Origin of the sequence: Roseobacter sp. CCS2 (assembly GCF_000169435.1) — a bacterium.
GTDB lineage: Bacteria > Pseudomonadota > Alphaproteobacteria > Rhodobacterales > Rhodobacteraceae > Yoonia.
The window spans coordinates 451764-468078 of record NZ_AAYB01000001.1 but is presented as its reverse complement, the minus strand read 5'-3'; the positions used below and the strand labels follow the sequence as shown (position 1 = coordinate 468078).

21 protein-coding genes are annotated in these 16315 nt (G+C 55.0%); 13 read left to right on the top strand and 8 right to left on the bottom strand.

All coding sequences use genetic code 11. The annotated features are described in order from the left end of the window. Positions 1–15 precede the first annotated feature (15 nt). From RCCS2_RS02390 to RCCS2_RS02365, 6 genes are all read right to left on the bottom strand, one after another. Positions 16–300 (bottom strand): co-chaperone GroES, encoded by a 285-nt coding sequence (locus RCCS2_RS02390; RefSeq protein ID WP_008231027.1) that lies wholly within the window; start codon positions 298–300, stop codon positions 16–18. Positions 301–444: 144 nt separating this feature from the next. Continuing rightward, entirely contained in the window at positions 445–606 is a 162-nt protein-coding gene (gene ccoS / locus RCCS2_RS02385) for a cbb3-type cytochrome oxidase assembly protein CcoS (protein ID WP_008231026.1), read from the bottom strand. Next, positions 603–2750: a heavy metal translocating P-type ATPase gene (locus RCCS2_RS02380; protein WP_008231024.1), complete on the bottom strand. Its 2148-nt coding sequence runs from the start codon at positions 2748–2750 to the stop codon at positions 603–605. Before RCCS2_RS02380 ends, ccoS begins: the two co-directional genes overlap by 4 nt. Beyond that, positions 2747–3199, bottom strand: a complete 453-nt coding sequence (locus tag RCCS2_RS02375) for a FixH family protein (RefSeq protein WP_008231022.1) — start codon at positions 3197–3199, stop codon at positions 2747–2749. The genes RCCS2_RS02380 and RCCS2_RS02375 overlap by 4 nt, the downstream gene beginning before the upstream one ends. Further along, complete coding sequence (ccoG, locus tag RCCS2_RS02370) at positions 3199–4611, bottom strand: cytochrome c oxidase accessory protein CcoG (protein WP_037293070.1); 1413 nt, start codon at positions 4609–4611, stop codon at positions 3199–3201. The genes RCCS2_RS02375 and ccoG overlap by 1 nt, the downstream gene beginning before the upstream one ends. Positions 4612–4782: 171 nt before the next feature. Next, the gene (locus tag RCCS2_RS02365) at positions 4783–5106 is read right to left on the bottom strand and encodes a hypothetical protein (RefSeq protein WP_008231018.1); all 324 of its coding nucleotides are present in this window, start codon (positions 5104–5106) and stop codon (positions 4783–4785) included. Positions 5107–5275: 169 nt separating this feature from the next. Here RCCS2_RS02365 and RCCS2_RS02360 point away from each other — a divergent pair, with 169 nt between their 5' ends. Further along, entirely contained in the window at positions 5276–6505 is a 1230-nt protein-coding gene (locus tag RCCS2_RS02360) for an MFS transporter (protein ID WP_008231016.1), read from the top strand. Between the two features lie 2 nt (positions 6506–6507). Here RCCS2_RS02360 and RCCS2_RS02355 read toward each other — a convergent pair whose 3' ends face one another. Continuing rightward, a complete protein-coding gene (locus RCCS2_RS02355) occupies positions 6508–6942 on the bottom strand; it encodes a hypothetical protein (protein WP_008231015.1) in 435 nt (144 codons plus the stop codon). 84 nt (positions 6943–7026) lie between these two features. Between RCCS2_RS02355 and RCCS2_RS02350 the strand changes: the two genes are divergently transcribed. The 5 genes from RCCS2_RS02350 to RCCS2_RS02330 all read left to right on the top strand — a co-directional run bounded on the left by RCCS2_RS02350 (position 7027) and on the right by RCCS2_RS02330 (position 10011). After that, complete coding sequence (locus tag RCCS2_RS02350; RefSeq protein WP_156788402.1) at positions 7027–7257, top strand: hypothetical protein; 231 nt, start codon at positions 7027–7029, stop codon at positions 7255–7257. Continuing rightward, positions 7257–7907, top strand: a complete 651-nt coding sequence (gene msrA, locus RCCS2_RS02345; RefSeq protein ID WP_008231013.1) for a peptide-methionine (S)-S-oxide reductase MsrA — start codon at positions 7257–7259, stop codon at positions 7905–7907. Before RCCS2_RS02350 ends, msrA begins: the two co-directional genes overlap by 1 nt. Continuing rightward, positions 7891–8652, top strand: a complete 762-nt coding sequence (locus RCCS2_RS02340; RefSeq protein ID WP_008231012.1) for an SGNH/GDSL hydrolase family protein — start codon at positions 7891–7893, stop codon at positions 8650–8652. The genes msrA and RCCS2_RS02340 overlap by 17 nt, the downstream gene beginning before the upstream one ends. 31 nt (positions 8653–8683) lie before the next feature. Beyond that, complete coding sequence (locus tag RCCS2_RS02335; protein WP_037293068.1) at positions 8684–9568, top strand: 50S ribosomal protein L11 methyltransferase; 885 nt, start codon at positions 8684–8686, stop codon at positions 9566–9568. Between the two features lie 95 nt (positions 9569–9663). Beyond that, entirely contained in the window at positions 9664–10011 is a 348-nt protein-coding gene (locus tag RCCS2_RS02330) for a hypothetical protein (protein ID WP_037293066.1), read from the top strand. A gap of 74 nt (positions 10012–10085) precedes the next feature. On the opposite strand, the gene RCCS2_RS02325 is transcribed toward RCCS2_RS02330, so the two are convergent. Then, positions 10086–10295, bottom strand: a complete 210-nt coding sequence (locus tag RCCS2_RS02325; RefSeq protein WP_008231008.1) for a DUF1127 domain-containing protein — start codon at positions 10293–10295, stop codon at positions 10086–10088. A 342-nt stretch (positions 10296–10637) separates the two neighbouring features. Here RCCS2_RS02325 and RCCS2_RS02320 point away from each other — a divergent pair, with 342 nt between their 5' ends. The 7 genes from RCCS2_RS02320 to ruvB all read left to right on the top strand — a co-directional run bounded on the left by RCCS2_RS02320 (position 10638) and on the right by ruvB (position 16309). Beyond that, positions 10638–11312: a GntR family transcriptional regulator gene (locus RCCS2_RS02320; protein ID WP_008231005.1), complete on the top strand. Its 675-nt coding sequence runs from the start codon at positions 10638–10640 to the stop codon at positions 11310–11312. Between the two features lie 33 nt (positions 11313–11345). Then, positions 11346–12365 (top strand): ABC transporter substrate-binding protein, encoded by a 1020-nt coding sequence (locus RCCS2_RS02315; RefSeq protein ID WP_008231004.1) that lies wholly within the window; start codon positions 11346–11348, stop codon positions 12363–12365. Between the two features lie 59 nt (positions 12366–12424). Further along, a complete protein-coding gene (locus RCCS2_RS02310) occupies positions 12425–13192 on the top strand; it encodes an ABC transporter ATP-binding protein (protein WP_008231003.1) in 768 nt (255 codons plus the stop codon). Further along, positions 13185–13994 (top strand): ABC transporter permease, encoded by an 810-nt coding sequence (locus tag RCCS2_RS02305; protein WP_008231002.1) that lies wholly within the window; start codon positions 13185–13187, stop codon positions 13992–13994. Before RCCS2_RS02310 ends, RCCS2_RS02305 begins: the two co-directional genes overlap by 8 nt. A gap of 123 nt (positions 13995–14117) precedes the next feature. Continuing rightward, a complete protein-coding gene (ruvC, locus tag RCCS2_RS02300; RefSeq protein WP_008231001.1) occupies positions 14118–14624 on the top strand; it encodes a crossover junction endodeoxyribonuclease RuvC in 507 nt (168 codons plus the stop codon). After that, positions 14621–15280 (top strand): Holliday junction branch migration protein RuvA, encoded by a 660-nt coding sequence (gene ruvA / locus RCCS2_RS02295; RefSeq protein WP_008231000.1) that lies wholly within the window; start codon positions 14621–14623, stop codon positions 15278–15280. The genes ruvC and ruvA overlap by 4 nt, the downstream gene beginning before the upstream one ends. 9 nt (positions 15281–15289) lie before the next feature. After that, entirely contained in the window at positions 15290–16309 is a 1020-nt protein-coding gene (gene ruvB, locus RCCS2_RS02290; protein ID WP_008230999.1) for a Holliday junction branch migration DNA helicase RuvB, read from the top strand. Positions 16310–16315 lie beyond the last annotated feature (6 nt).

The following is a 16315-nucleotide window of genomic DNA, read 5'->3' as shown; positions in this document are numbered from 1 at the left end:
GGGAAATCGCCGGGCTTACATGATGCCCAGGATGTCGCTTTCTTTCATGATCAACAGGTCTTCGCCGTCGATCTTGACTTCGGTGCCAGACCATTTGCCAAACAGTACTTTGTCGCCTGCTTTGACGGACATCGCGATCAGCTCACCGCTGTCTTTGCGTGCACCTTCACCAACGCTGACGATTTCGCCTTCTGCTGGCTTTTCTTTTGCGTTCTCAGGAATGATAAGACCGCCTGCTGTCTTTTCGTCGCCTTCAATGCGACGGACCAGTACACGGTCGTGAAGTGGTGTAAATGCCATTTCAGAACTTCTCCAGTTCGTGTTTCTCCCATGTTAGCACTCAACCATGTCGAGTGATAACGCAGCGTAGGTAAGGATCAGCCATGCGCCTGTCAACAGCCCAATGGCTGGGAATTTCGCATTTTTTGGATTTGGTAAACTTACTTAGTCGCGGGGCGTGGGCGCATCGTCATCTTCGGACAATATCCGCCATGCATCGCCTTCCAGGTCTTCATACTGATCGTTCCGCAAGCTCCACAGAAACGCAGCAAGGCCGATACCACCAAGGATCAGCGAAACAGGGATCAGAAAAACCAGAACGTTCATAGCCTGCCTTTCAGCCGCAGCGCATTCAGCAATACAGTAATTGATGATGCTGACATCGCTATAGAGGCAATCAGCGGCGTTGCAAAGCCAGCCAATGCGACCGGCACAGCAATCACGTTGTAAAGGGTCGAGATGGTAAAGTTCTCTTTGATCCGGCGCAGGGCGGCGCGTGCAACAAGCGGCAGTTCGATCAACGGGTCCAAACTATCGTTCAGCAATACAATGTCAGATGCCGCGCGCGATGCATCCGCGGCTGTCGCAGGCGAAACAGAGGCATAGGCGGCGGCCAATGCGCCGGTATCATTCAAACCGTCACCAACCATCAGAACTTTCGCGCCCTTGGATGAAAGATCATTAATATAGGCGATCTTATCGGCGGGCTTTGTTCCGGCTTGCCAGGTGTTGATCCCCAGCGCGCCAGCGATCTTCTTTGTCTCATCTGCATCATCGCCAGAGACGAGATGGATATCCAACCCGGCATCCTGCCACGCGCGCACAAGCGCTTTGGCCCCATCACGCAATTCAGAGCGCAGTGTGATTTTCTGAGGTGTGTTATCACCGATTTGAATATAGGTGCCGTTTCCCGCACCAAGCCAAGCACCGGATCCCAACCGGACCGTTTGCCCGCGATACCTCGCACTCAGACCTTTGCCTGCATGTTCTTGCTGCTTGTCCAGTCGGGCAGGTGTGATCCCGTCCAATGATGCAGCAATCGCCTGGCTGACGGGGTGGGTTGCGTTTTGGGTCAGCGCAATGGCGATGCTTTGTGTTTCCGCCGTCAGCGCGTCGCGCGCAGCAGCCGGCATAGTGAGCGTGCCTGTTTTATCAAAAACAACAGTGTCCACCTCTGCCAGCCGTTCCAGCGCTGTGCCGTCCTTTACTAACAGACCCGCCCGGAATAGGCGTCCGGCTGCCGTTGTTGAAACGGCAGGCACGGCAAGGCCCATCGCGCAAGGGCAGGTGATGATCAAAACCGCGACCGCGATGTTCAACGACAAGCGAACGTCGTTGGAATACAGCATCCAGCCTGCAAAAGCAGCAAGCGCCAGCAAATGTACAACGGGGGCATAAAGGGCAGCGGCTTTGTCCGCGACAGCGGTATAGCGATTACGGGTGGCTTCGGCCTCATCCACCATCGTCACCATTTTGCGCAAGGTTGTGTCTGCCCCGACGGTGGTGGCGCGGATCGTCAAAGGGCCGGTCATATTCACTTCACCAGCTGTAACGGTCGCGCCGACGTTTGCAGTGCTTAACTGGCTTTCGCCTGTCAGCAGTGATCGGTCCATTTGGCTGGTGCCTTTGATGACCGTACCATCGACTGGAATACGCCCACCGGGCAGAACCTGTACCAGATCGTCAATCGCCAGATCGGCAAAGTCGACCATTTGACGAACCCCGTCGCGCACCCGCATCACACGCGGCACTTCAAGCGCCGCAAGTTGTGCGGCAGCAGAAGCAGCGGCCTTACGGCTGCGGTGGTCCAGATAACGGCCAATCAGCAGGAAGAAGGTCAATGTTACGGCAGCATCGAAATAAGAATGATGCCCGCCATAAAGCGTTTCATAAAGCGATATGCCCGAGGCCAGCAAAATCGCTAATGAGATGGGAACGTCCATGTTCAGACGGCCAACTTTCAATGACCGCCACCCGCTGGCAAAGAACGGTTGTGCTGCATAGATCAGCGCCGGTATCGCGATCATTGCGGTGATCCAGTGGAACATATGCATCGTGGCACCAATGGCCCCGGACCAGACGGCAACAGACAATAGCATAATGTTCATGTTGGCAAAACCGGACACCGCAAGCCGTGTCATCAAACCGCGCCCATAAGCATCAGTTTCCGTGCCAAGCATGCTGGTATCAAGGATACGCGCCTCAAACCCGGCCAGTTCCAGCGTGTCGATCAAGGCTTCGGGCGAAACGGGCTGGTTGGTACCAACGGTCACCCGCTTCATGCTGAGGTTGACGCGTGCATTGGCAACCCCGTCCACCGCGCGCAAGGCGCGTTCCACACCGCTGATGCAAGCAACGCAGTGGATGCCGGGCAGTGATAGGACGATCTGTGCGGTACCGTTCGAGGCCGCTTTTTCAAGCTGCCCTTCAGGCAAGCCTACACAGGCCGGACAAATCGCAGTATCGCTCATTTCGCGGTGATGGGAAAGCGGCGGCGGAACTTGGTGCCGTCAGGTGCCAACAACTCAAGCCGCAGGTTCCAGTAGCCTTCGGTCATCGTGACGGGGGCCGTGTAGGCCGCACCAGTCCACGTAAAATCAGGCACAGTGTCCATGTTGACGTTTGTCGCTTGCCCCAGAACCGCGCGGGTGACTTCAACCTGCAAAGGGGCGCCCATGTGGTCAAAGATTGCGACGGTCAGGACGCCATCCGCGATATCAGCACTTACATCCCAACGCAGGGCGTTTTGCGCGGCGCGGTCAGCTTGGAACCTTTGGCTGACCTCATAGGAATTGCGGGCCTCGACACCTGGAAATGTCGCGATGGCATTCCATGCCAGCGTCAGATTGACCGCGATAATAATCCCAAAACCGCCGACCATAAGACCCAGCATGTGCCATCCAGTAAACTCACGTGTCATTATTGGGCTCTCCCGTTAAAGATTGCGTCTTTGTGCGCGCGTTCGCCAGACACCAGATCTTCGACCCAGAACCGCAATTCCGTGCGGTCGGTGGTTGATGCAGGGTCAATCGGGCGGGCAGATACGTAAACGCGCTGTAGGTAGGTTTCATTGGCGGGCACGATAATGCTGCGCTGGGCCGTGCCCTCAAGATCAATGCGCAGGATGTCGTCTGAGGTCAGTGACAGGTGAAATTCTCGATCCTCACCATGTTTGTTCAGCAGGCGAATATCATAGATGTTGCGGACCGTGCCATCGGACAATGTCACGAAGGTCGGATTGCGTACCGCAGCGACGGTCATTTCAATATCGGCGCGGATAAACAGCGCAAAGACAAGGCCAAACCCAATGGCGGCCCACATCGTTGTGTATAGAATGGTGCGAAAGCGAAAGACATGCTGCCACAGCTTTTTGGCAGGCTTGCCCTTGGCCTCTTCTTCCTGATCCGACAGTGCCAGATAATCGATCAGGCCACGCGGTTTGCCGATCTTGTCCATCACGTCGTCGCAGGCGTCGATACACAGCGCACAAGTGATGCATTCCATCTGCTGGCCTTCACGAATATCGATGCCCGCCGGGCAGACGTTCACGCAGGCCATGCAGTCGATACAATCGCCCGCCCCTTCGACGCGTTGTTTGCCCCGCGGTTCACCCCGCCATTCACGGTAGGCGACGGTCAGGGTTTCAGGGTCCATCATCGCGGCCTGAATACGCGGCCAAGGGCACATATAGTTACATACCTGTTCGCGCATGAAGCCACCAAAAAGAAAGGTGGTGGCGGTCAGAACAGCGATTGTTGCCCACGCGATAGGGGGTGCGTTGAATGTCGCAAGATTGACAGCCAAGGTTGGCGCGTCGGCGAAATAGAAGACCCAAGCACCGCCTGTTGCCACTGAAATCAGCAGCCAAACAGTCCATTTTGTGAGGCGAAGCCGGGTTTTGCGCAAAGACCAATCTGCATTCCAAAGGCGAACCCGCGCGTTACGATCGCCTTCAATCCAGCGTTCAACAAGAATGAAAAGATCGGTCCAGACGGTTTGAGGGCAGGTATAGCCGCACCAAACGCGGCCCAAGGCCGAAGTGAAGAGAAACAAACCCAGCCCGGCCATGATAAGCAGGCCTGCGACGAAGTAGAATTCATGCGGCCAAATCTCGATCCAGAAGAAATAGAAACGGCGGTGCGCCATATCGATCAGAACCGCCTGATCGGGCAGGTTCGGGCCGCGGTCCCACCTGATCCAGGGTGTCAGGTAGTAAATGCCCAATGTCACAGCCATCACCCACCATTTCAGGTTCCGGTAAAACCCTTTGACGCGGCGCGGAAAAATAGGCTCACGCGGGGCGTAGAGTGGTTGGTTTTCGGATGAGGACATGGATGACCTACAAGGCTAGAGTTCTGTTCGCAGGATTGCTTGTAAGCGGTCCTCTGGGAATATCTTTGATGTGGATCAATGATGTGTGTGGTGTGGCTAAATGTCTTGCGAGCGATCTGTGTGCTTTGCGGACAAAGCTGTAATCTAATTCGCAAGCATAGGTCTCTGTTTTTAAGGCTTGCGCCATATCAATGGATCGTCGGAGATTGCTTGAACGACCGCCAACAGCTTTGTTCGAATTCGAAGGTCAATTTCTTTGGGACCCATGCCGATATGCTGCGATTGAATGAAGAAAAGATAGTCAACAACTTCGGTAAAATCGCTATTATTTCGCAACATTCCCGCAGCCTTAGCTAAGTAGGTATCATATTCATCTTCGAACGGTCGACCTTTCCAGCCACCCATTGTCTTGTTCAAACCGATAGGGTCCCACAGAGACCATCCGATTTCCCTGAGCCTGTTAGTATTGATCTTCGGGTGAACTTTTTTCATCATCCAAAACTGTCTTTTAGCTACACAAATGGCAACTGCAAATCACCCAAGCCTACAGACACATTGGGCTCGAAGCGGTCCTTTGCATTGTTCGAAGACGCTGAACATCACATGTTCATAGCTGCTTTCTTCGTTCTCGCTTTCACGACCCAATAGGCGTAAGCCTATTTTCATGAACATTATCCGCCTTGAAGAAGCGCATACCCTCCCGCTTTGGCGCAGGCCAACGTCGCTTTTGTTTGTGATGGCAATGGCGATGCCGATTGCCTTTGCGACATGGTCGGCGCTGCTTAATAACTTCGTGATTGAGGTCGCGGAGTTTGATGGCTCTGACATCGGCTGGCTGCACACGGTCCGCGAAATCCCAGGCTTTTTCGCGATTGGGGTCATCGCGCTGATCATGTTTATCCGAGAGCAGGTGTTGGGGCTGGTGGCCTTGATCATGTTGGGGGCTGCTACGGCTGTGACCGCGCAATTTCCGCAGATGGGTGGCATTTTGGCGGTGACGATGCTGTCTTCAATTGGCTTTCATTACTATGAGACCGTCAATCAGTCGCTGCAATTGCAGTGGATCGACAAGAAGAAAGCGCCGCAAACCCTTGGTTGGATCCTATCAGCCGGCTCTGCGGCCACGCTGGTGGTGTATCTGCTAATCGTCATCAGTTGGGATCGCTTTGGCCTGACCTACAGCATCGTCTATTGGCTGTCAGGCGGGTTTACAGCCGTGGTCGCGACGATCTGTCTGCTGGCCTATCCACAGTTCGAAGCCCCCCATCCGCAAATCAAAAAGATGATCTTGCGCAAGCGGTATTGGCTTTATTACGCGCTGCAATTCATGTCGGGTGCGCGGCGGCAGGTTTTTGTGGTCTTTGCGGGCTTTATGATGGTCGAACAGTTTGGCTTTGCCGTTGACGACATCACCAAGCTTTTCATGGTCACGCTGTTGATCAATATGCTGGTGGCCCCGCTTTTGGGTAAGCTGGTACAGGTGTTTGGGGAACGTCGCGCGCTGGTTTTCGAATATGCAGGTCTTTGTCTCGTGTTCTTTGCTTACGGCGGGATCTATTACTTCGGGTGGGGCGTCATGCTTGCGACAGCACTCTACATTATTAACCACCTTTTTTTCAGCCTCGCGCTGGCGATCAAGACATATTTCCAGAAAATCGCTGATCCGCAGGATATCGCACCCACTGCTGCCGTGGCGTTCACCATTAACCACATTGCAGCTGTCTTTTTGCCGGCGCTTCTGGGCTATGTCTGGCTGCAATCGCCGGGTCTGGTGTTTTTGATGGCTGCTGCGATGGCCATTATCTCGCTTTTGCTGTCACTGCTGATCCCACGCCACCCCGCCCCCGGTCATGAGACCGTGTTTCAAGGGCGGCTTTTGGCGGCGGCCGAATAAAACTATTGTATCATTCTTTTGTACTGTAGCCATTGTCCCGCTGTCAGACCAATGAAGATCGCCGGCAGCCCGTAAAGTGTAAAAACAGCCATCTGGATCAATCCGGCCAAAGTCAGGAATGATGCGATGTTTGGCACCAGGGGCAGAAAGCTGAGGCCGCCAGCAATTGCATGTATCAGCAGCACCGCAAAGGCGAACAGCAATGGTGCAAAGACGATGGCCAGACAGCTGCTAAACGCACATGACAGCCTGCGCGGGATACGCATGCCGCGCCGTTCAGTGCGGGCGAACTGCATACCCCCGCATAATCCGCCAAGCAGCGGCGGGATGATCATGGAAGCCCAAGGTGCTGAAATCCCCGCTTGTTGCAGGCCCCAGCCAATAATGAACTCCAAAATATAAAATGAAAAAGCCACGACGATAATTGCACCAGTCATATGATTACACACTCCTGTTGAAGGGGGTCGCGCAGGCGCGCCCCTGATGATTTTCGATCTATTGGTTGTTAGTGGCGCTAGAGTTTGCTGCCCAAGGATGCATGCCGTGTCAGGCCAACAGATGCCGCCAGCATGGGGCGGGCAATTGAATTGGCTGAAATAGAAACCTTGGTATGCATAAGTATACAATTGGGAGCTGATACGTTGATTTTCAAGGTTTCTGAAAAATTTGCTCACAAAGACGTGGCAAACTGCGGTCTTGGTAAAGTGGTGCAAACGCCCTATCTGAAAGGTCAGAAACAAGGAGCACACTGATGTTTTTTATGTCCCGCGCAAAGTCTGAAATGGTCGGCCAAGATGCCGCCTTGCCCGGTCGCCCCACTGCGATCCCGACAGCAAGCACGCATTTCGTTTTCGATACCCCCCTCACAGGCGAAGTGCCTGCGGGCATGGAAGAAGCCATGTTTGGTATGGGCTGTTTTTGGGGTGTCGAGCGGATGTTTTGGAAACTGGACGGCGTGCAATCGACAATGGTGGGGTATGCGGGTGGATACACACCGAACGCAACTTATGAAGAGGTCTGCTCTGGCAAGACCGGCCATAACGAAGTGGTGCGCGTGATCTATGATCCGACGATCATATCCTATGATCAGCTTTTGCAGGTGTTCTGGGAGGGCCATGATCCAACCCAAGGGATGCGGCAAGGCAACGACGCAGGGACGCAGTATCGGTCAGGTATCTACACATATTCAGCGGCGCAAAAGGTAGCAGCGGATGCATCGAAAGCGGCTTTCGCCCCGCGCCTGTCACAAGCGGGCTATGGTGCCATCACGACCGAGATCATTGAGGCCCCCGCGTTTTACTTCGCCGAGGACTACCACCAGCAATATCTGGCCAAGAACCCCAACGGCTATTGTGGTATTGGCGGAACGGGCGTGACCTGTCCGATTGGCGTCGGGGTCTGAACCCACGCGCGATTATCTGGATATCACTGCGCGGGTCCTGTTGATGCCGGTCCTGCTGGGGCAGGCGGTTCATGTACGTGCCAACTATATTGAATTGCCTGAACCCACCGGCCTGCGCAGTGGGACCATAGGATGTGGTCCGCCGCTGCGGCTTTTGATCATCGGTGACAGTTCTGCTTTGGGCATTGGCGTGACCACGCAATCTGACGCGTTGCTGGGTCAACTGACGTCCCGGCTGCGCGACCATGCCACCATTTCTTATGATCTGGTGGCAAAGACGGGTGCGAAAACAGCCGATGTCCTGACGTGGGTCGATGATTTGCCGGGCGAAAGCTATGATGTGGTCGTGACAGCGCTGGGCGTGAATGATGTGACCAAAGGTGTGTCATTGCGCAAATGGCTGCGCCAGCAGACAGAGCTTGTTGACAGGCTAATGTCACAGTTGCGCCAGCCAAAGGTTATTTTATCGGGTTTGCCGCCGGTCGGGCAATTCCCGCTTTTGCCGCATCCGCTACGTTGGGTGCTGGGGCGGCAGGCAGCGCGTTTTGACAGATATCTTCATGCGCTTGCCGCACAGCGCGCGGATTGTGTTGCCCTGCAATTCGACATGGGATTGGACGAAAGCAACATGTCCGCAGACGGTTTTCACCCCGGACCTGCGGTCTATGCCCGCTGGGCCGAGGAGGTGGCGCAAATCGTGTTGGCCGATCCTGATTTGCTTGACGCGGACAAGGACGCGCCATAACCGACAGGCGACCCAACACAAAGGTATCACCATGACAAGCTACTCGGCGCTGACCACGATCAAGGGCGAGGATGCCGCCTATCGGCTGGCGGATGATCTTGAAACGCTGACCCCTGAACCCACTGGTGTCGGCGTTTTCGAGATCGAAGACGGTTCGGGTTTATGGGAGGTCGCGGCGTATTTTATGGATGCCCCGGATGCGGGCGGATTGGCCGTGCTGTCAGCCCTGCATTTGGCCAAACCTTTCAATATCTCGGACATCCCCGAACAGGATTGGGTGTCAAAGGTGCAGCGCGAACTTGCGCCTGTGCCTGCGGGACGGTTTTTTGTGTATGGCAGTCATGACGCAGACAAGGTGCCAGATGATAAAATCCCCCTGCTGATTGATGCGGCCATGGCATTTGGCACTGGCCACCACGGCACCACCAAAGGATGTCTAGAGGCCTTTGACGCGCTGTTGTCGGATGGGTTCGAAGGCGAGAAAATTCTTGATGTAGGCTGCGGTACTGCCGTCTTGGGTATGGCGGCGGCCAAAGTGTTGCCGCATCCTGTTTTGGCCAGCGATATTGATCCGGTCGCGGTTGAGGTTGCGCAAGCCAACGTGATCAGCAACGGTCTAAAGGACCGCGTGACCTGCGTTGTGGCTGCGGGTTTTGGCGCGCCTGCGCTGACAGAAAACGGCCCTTATGATCTGATCTTTGCAAATATCCTCAAAGCGCCACTTATCGGACTTGCCCCTGATTTGGGCGCGCATACAGCGGATGACGGCTATGCGATTCTCTCGGGGATTCTGAATGAACAAGCGGACGACGTGATCGCTGTTTATCAGCAAAATGGGTTCAATCTTACCCAAAAACGGGTTATTGTTGACTGGACAACGCTAACTTTGCGGAAAAATAGGCTCAATTCTGACTAAATGTGTCCTTGTCATTGAGGTATAGCTTGTTTGATATGTATTAATTGGCGAAGTTATGAGTGTATATATTCGCGTAATTTCCGGAGGATGAACAGGTGCAAGCCCAGGTCCCATTCGATAAACGACTAAAGCGTATTGTGCGCCGCCACGACAAGATGTCGAATGGCGTGGTGAAATCTATCAATTCAGATGGTTTGATCGTTGCAAAGCCACGGCTTTATCGTCCGCGCTTTCCGCTTAAGGGACTGCTTGCAGTTCTTTTCCTTGGATTTTTGTTTAAAGGCTTCCTTTTCGCTTATCTTGGCGAGGCCGAATATATTGAGCGTGTTGCCGCATTGCAGGGTGGTAGCGTTCTTGAACAAGCTGGCGCATGGGTCATGCAGCCTGATCCGGTGACAGTTATTGCCGCTGATGGTATCGCGACAATCCTGCCGCAAAACTAAGTCATCACATCAGACAAACGAAAAGGCCGCGTTCGCAATGAACGCGGCCTTTCGCTTTTACGGATACGCTGAATTTAGCGTGTGCGTGTCGCGATCTTTTCGATGTCGCCGTAAGACAGGCCGATATCGTCCAGCTCACGCGCAGTCAGTTTTGACAAAGAATTGCGTGTCACGCGTGCATCGTTCCATGCGGTAAAAGACGCAATAATATTTGCGAAGAAAGATGTTTTGCCAGCGGAAAGGCCAGCAGTGGTGCGGTTGGTGTCAAAAGAGGCCATGGCCATATTCCTTAGTTTTGTGCTGCATCCTGCAGCGCTAATCTCATGAGGCGCATCTAGGTGGGATAGCGCGCGATGACTAGTGCCATTTTGGCAAGGGTCATATGCGTTTTCAGCATGCCTCATTTTTGTGCATATTTTGCCGCAAACCCTTAGTTTATAAGGGGTTAATAGCGTCGTATTCAGGCGGACAAACGGCGCATTCCGACCTTTGAACAATAGGTCAACAGCACCGCGCAGTGGCGTCGCGCCTACCGTCAAGAACAAAGCTTTCGAGCAAGATTTATGTAACCAACCTTGACATGCAGCCTCCAACACGATCCAAAATATCCAATATTTTAGAGAGTGATGGGCAAAGTGTTCTTCAGCGGTCGCAACGATGATGACGATACAGTGGTTGAAATGCTGGCTTCCGCGATCCGGCGCGACATTTCGTTCGGGGTTTTGCGGCCTGATCAGAAACTGAAATTGACAGATCTGCGTCAGGCCTATGGCGGATCAAATCACTCCATGCGTGAAACACTGCGGGTCTTGTCCGCCGAAGGGGTTGTCGAAGCCATCAATCAACGTGGGTTTCGCGTCACGTCCGCGACCGAAGATGATCTTCGCGATATTTTGTTTGTCCGGCTTGAAGTCGAAAAGCTGGGGCTCGCACGATCGCTCGAACGCGGTGATGTGGTTTGGGAAAGCCGGGTTATCGCAGCGTTACATGCCGTTGATCGCGCCGATGCAAATGTTCAGGACAACCCGGATGATCTGACCGCGCTTGGCTGGGACGAAGCGTGTCGTGATCTGAGCATGGCACTGATATCGGGAAGCGGGTCACCCCGTCTGATCAATATGGCCGCACGGTTTTATGGCCAATCGCGACGGTTTCGTCTGGCCCTTTTGCGTGAGGGCCGGATTGATTTTGCGGCCCGCAAGGCAAGGCGCAGTGATCTGCAAACCGCGATCATTGCGCGTGATACCAGCTGTGCGCTTTCCATTCTCACCGACGAAATTGGCGCTGATTTGGGCGCCTGACTGAAACAAACCGGATCATTTAGGGAGGAAACAATGATCACTTTTAACAGACGTCAGACGATGGGTCTGCTTGGTGCGGCCGCCACAACGGGGCTTGCCACACCAGCACTGTCGCAAAACCGGCCTATCGTTGTGGGTGCGTTGCGCTTCACATCGCATTCGGCAAGTTTTATCGCAGCAGAACGCGCGTATTTCGAACAAGCCGGTCTTGATGTTGAGCTACGCTTTTTCCAAGCGGCGCAACCCATGGCGGTCGCGATTGCGTCAGGCGATGTCGATTATGCGGTCACAGCGATGTCGGGCGGTTTGATCTCGCTTGCCAATCGCGGGGCGATCAGGGTTATCGGTGGCGCGCTAAGCGAAGAACCGGGGATCGACGGTCAAAAAATCTTGGCGTCCGATGCGGCGTTCCAAGGCGGTATGACGTCACCTGCGCAGATGGGCGGTAAGAAATTTGGTATCTCCACCGCGGGATCCTCTTTTCACTATGTGGGGTCGCGCATCGCGCAGGCAGAGGGGATCGAGCTATCCTTTACGCCGCTTCAGAAAGTTGGCGCGATCATCGGCGCGCTGAAGTCGGGCCAGATTGATGCGTGGTCGATTGTGCCGCATATAGCCAAGCCGCTGGCCGGATCAGGTGACGTGCATATCATCGGCAATGTGTCCGATTACCTGCCCAACTATCAGGTCACGACAGTCTTCACATCGACCGAGAATGCTACGAACGAACAAGAACAGACCGCTGATTTCATCAAAGCCTTCAGCATGGGGGCCGCCGACTATAATGCGACCATGATTGACGGTGCGGGCGGTCAGGAAGGCATGGATGAAATGGTCGATCTGATCCATAAATATGTCTACACAGATCGCGAGCGTGACCGCGCCGCGCCATCCATCATCAACGGCACCATGCGTATCAACGAAGGCGCGCGAATGAATACGGCGTCGCTGCAAGATCAGCTAAGCTGGTTCCAGTCCGAAGATCTGGTCGATGCGGATATCACGCTCGATACGATTGTCGACCCAAGCTACGTTGAAACCTACACGGCTTAAGGTCCTTATGGCGGGCGGTGCCTTGGTGCCGCCCGCCACAATGTGTGAAGGAGCGGTTCATGGACATTCGTCTGGATGCAATCAGCCATGCCTATGGCGAGACCGAGGTGCTGCGCGATATCTCGCTTGAGATACCGGCAGGCCGCATTGTCTGTCTTGTCGGTCCATCGGGCTGTGGCAAATCCACATTGCTGCGTCTGATCGGCGGGTTGGAGCGCGCTTCCCAGGGCCGTGTTTTGCAGCTTGGTACCCCACCGGCGGATTGTCTCAATCCGCTGACGTATATCTTTCAGGATTTTGCACTTCTGCCTTGGCGCAGCGTACAGGGGAACATTTCGCTTGTATTGGAAGATCACGGTATTCGCGGGGCTCGTGCAGATGCCACTATCGACGATGTGCTGGCACGCACCAAGCTGAGCGATTTCAGTAACGCACTGCCCCGTCAGCTATCGGGCGGCATGAAACAGCGTGTCGCCATTGCCCGTGCTTTGGCCGTTAATCCGGCTGTGATGTTGATGGATGAACCTTTGTCTGCGCTTGACAGCCAGACCCGCGAATTGCTGATGGACGATCTTGTGGCACTTTGGACGCGCCAGCCGTTCACGGCTGTCTATGTCACACATAATCTGGCCGAGGCTGTTCGCCTTGGTCATTACATCGTTGTCCTGTCACGCCGGCCGGGTGCAATCCGCGAGATTGTCGAAATTGACAAACCGTTGGGCGCACGCGGCTATGGCGATGCTGACCTTGAGGTAATTCAAAAGCACCTTTGGGACCTGATGCGCGAAGAAGCCCGCGCCGCTGATGAGGAATTGCTAGATGTCTGATGCCGCACACAAAAGTCAGCCTATCGAAGTCCGCTTTCGTGGCGGCGGCTTTGCACCAAAATCGCCGCGCTGGGTCGGCTTTGCCGTCTTTATAGTTTTGATTGCAGGCATCGAAATCGCAACGCAAACCGGTTTTATATCGTCACTCACCCTGCCAAAGCCCTCTGATGTCTTGGCCGCGTTTGGTGAGCTTTGGGAAACAGGATTACTGTTCAAACATCTCGCGCCATCGCTCAGCCGTCTTGCCATAGGTGGCGCTATTGGCGCGTCGATTGGCATTGCTGTGGGTGTTATGATCGGACTGTTTTCCTATGTCCGTGCTGGATTGGTCCCGCTTGTCGCTGCCATCTTTCCGATCCCCAAAATCGCACTTTTACCGCTATTTGTGATTTGGTTTGGCATTGATGAAGCGTCTAAATATGCGCTTATCGCCTTTGGGACGTTCACACCAACCGTTGTGGCGACCTATGGTGCTGTTGACAACGTCGACCGCTCGTTGATCCGTATGGGGCAAAGCTTTGGTCTGTCGTGGTTTTCCATTGTGCGCAAAATCGTGTTGCCCGGCGCGATGCCCGGCATCTTGTCGGGGCTGCGCATTTCACTGGCCATCGCCATCATCTTGCTGGTTGCAGCTGAAATGCTCGGCGCAGAATATGGTATTGGCGCATATATTCTTCAGGCAGGGTCGCTTTACGATCTGGAACGCTTGTTCGCCGGGGTTGTGATTTTGTCGCTTCTGGGTGTCATCCTGAGCACTGTTATTGGTCTTATCGAAAAGCGGTTACTTGCGTGGCGGTCTTAAGGTGCAAAAGTACGCGCACCGCACTTTTGACATCGCGTAAATAACACATTGGAAACCAATGCGCTTGGTCTTTGTTCGCGTTTTGTGCTAGCGATAAACACAGAACAAAAAAAGAGGCGAGCAATGCGCGTTTTAGGCATCGACCCGGGCCTGCGGAACATGGGGTGGGGCGTGATCGAAGTATCAGGATCGCGGCTGGGCCATGTGGCCAACGGTGTTTGCAGGTCGCAGGGTGATGACCTTGCCGCACGCCTTTTATCATTACATCAGCAACTGACTGCGGTGCTGACGCAGCATCAGCCACAGGCGGCGGCGGTTGAGCAGACGTTCGTCAATAAAGATGGCGCAGGCACCCTCAAGCTGGGGCAGGCGCGCGGCATTGCCATGCTTGTCCCCGCGCAGGCCGGTCTGGTCGTGGGTGAATATGCGCCAAATGCGGTAAAGAAAGCTGTTGTCGGTGTAGGCCATGCCGATAAGGCGCAGATTGCGCATATGGTGAAAGTGCAATTGCCGGGCGTCCAATTGGCTGGGCCCGATGCCGCCGATGCGTTGGCCATCGCGATTTGCCATTCCTTCTATGTGCAATCGGCAGGTAGCCTTGCTGCTGCGCTCGCAAAGGCGTCAGCATGATTGGTAAAATTGCAGGGCGGCTGGAATACCGCAGCACGGATCACGTGCTGATTGATGTGCGCGGCGTGGGATACATTGTTTACGTCTCGGAACGCGTCATGGCCGGTTTGACAAGCAATGGTGAGGCTGTTGCGCTGTTTACTGACCTGCTGGTGCGTGAGGATAATCTACAGCTGTTTGGGTTTACCACTTTGGTGGAAAAGGAATGGCATCGCCTGTTGATGTCCGTCCAAGGCATTGGCGCAAAGGCATCCATGGCGATTTTGGGAACATTGGGTGCCGAAGGCGTCAGCCGTGCCATTGCATTGGGTGACTGGAATGCCGTGGCCAAGGCCAAAGGCGTGGGTCCCAAGACGGCACAGCGCGTCACAATAGAACTGAAAGACAAGGCCCCCGGCGTGATGGCGATGGGGGGCGCTGTGGCAGAAGCGCAAGGCGATGCAGTTATCGAGGCTGAACCCACAGCACCTGTGCAGCGCGCCGCTGCACCGAAAGCAAATGCCGCATCTGCCGAAGCACTTTCGGCTTTGGGCAATCTGGGGTACGCACCGGGCGAAGCCGCAAGCGCCGTGGCCGAAGCCGCAGGTGCAGCGCCTGATGCGGATACATCTGCGCTGATCCGCGCCGCCTTGAAGTTGCTGGCGCCAAAAGGGTAGGGGTGCGCCATGGACCAGCCTGACCCCACTTTGCGCCCAGAGCCACAACCAGAAGACGCGGATCGCGCTTTGCGCCCGCAAACGCTTGATGCGTTCATCGGACAGCAAGCGGCGCGCGCAAACTTGTCGGTGTTTATCGAAAGCGCCCGCCGCCGGGGCGAGGCGATGGATCACACGCTGTTTCACGGCCCACCCGGTCTGGGTAAAACCACGCTGGCACAGATCATGGCGCGGGAATTGGGCGTGAATTTTCGCATGACCTCTGGCCCGGTGCTGGCTAAGGCCGGTGATCTGGCGGCAATCCTGACCAATCTGGAAGCGCGTGATGTGCTGTTTATCGATGAAATTCATCGGTTGAACCCAGCGGTTGAAGAGGTGCTTTATCCCGCACTTGAGGATTTCGAACTTGATCTGGTGATTGGTGAAGGCCCCGCCGCGCGGACCGTGCGGATTGAGTTGCAGCCCTTTACGTTGGTCGGTGCCACGACCCGGATGGGCCTGCTGACCACGCCTTTGCGTGACCGCTTTGGCATTCCAACGCGGCTGGAGTTTTACACTGAAGATGAGCTGCATGAGATCGTTACACGCGGCGCGCGGCTGATGGGCGCGCCTGCATCGCCCGAAGGCGCGCGCGAGATTGCACGCCGCGCCCGCGGGACGCCGCGGATCGCGGGCCGTTTGCTGCGCCGTGTGGTGGATTTTGCAATTGTCGAAGGCGATGGCACCGTTACCCAACAGATTGCAGATCGCGCGCTGACCCGGCTTGGTGTCGATCATCTGGGGCTTGATAATGCAGACCGCCGGTATCTGCGTTTGATCGCGGAAAGCTATGGGGGTGGACCCGTTGGTGTTGAAACGCTATCGGCGGCCTTATCTGAAAGCCGCGATAGTCTGGAAGACGTGATCGAACCCTATTTGTTGCAAAAAGGATTGATTCAGCGAACGCCGCGTGGCCGCATGTTGGCGCAGGCGGCCTGGGCGCATTTGGGGCTGGATGCGCCGAAATCGCAGACGGATTTATTTGGGTAAGAGGCG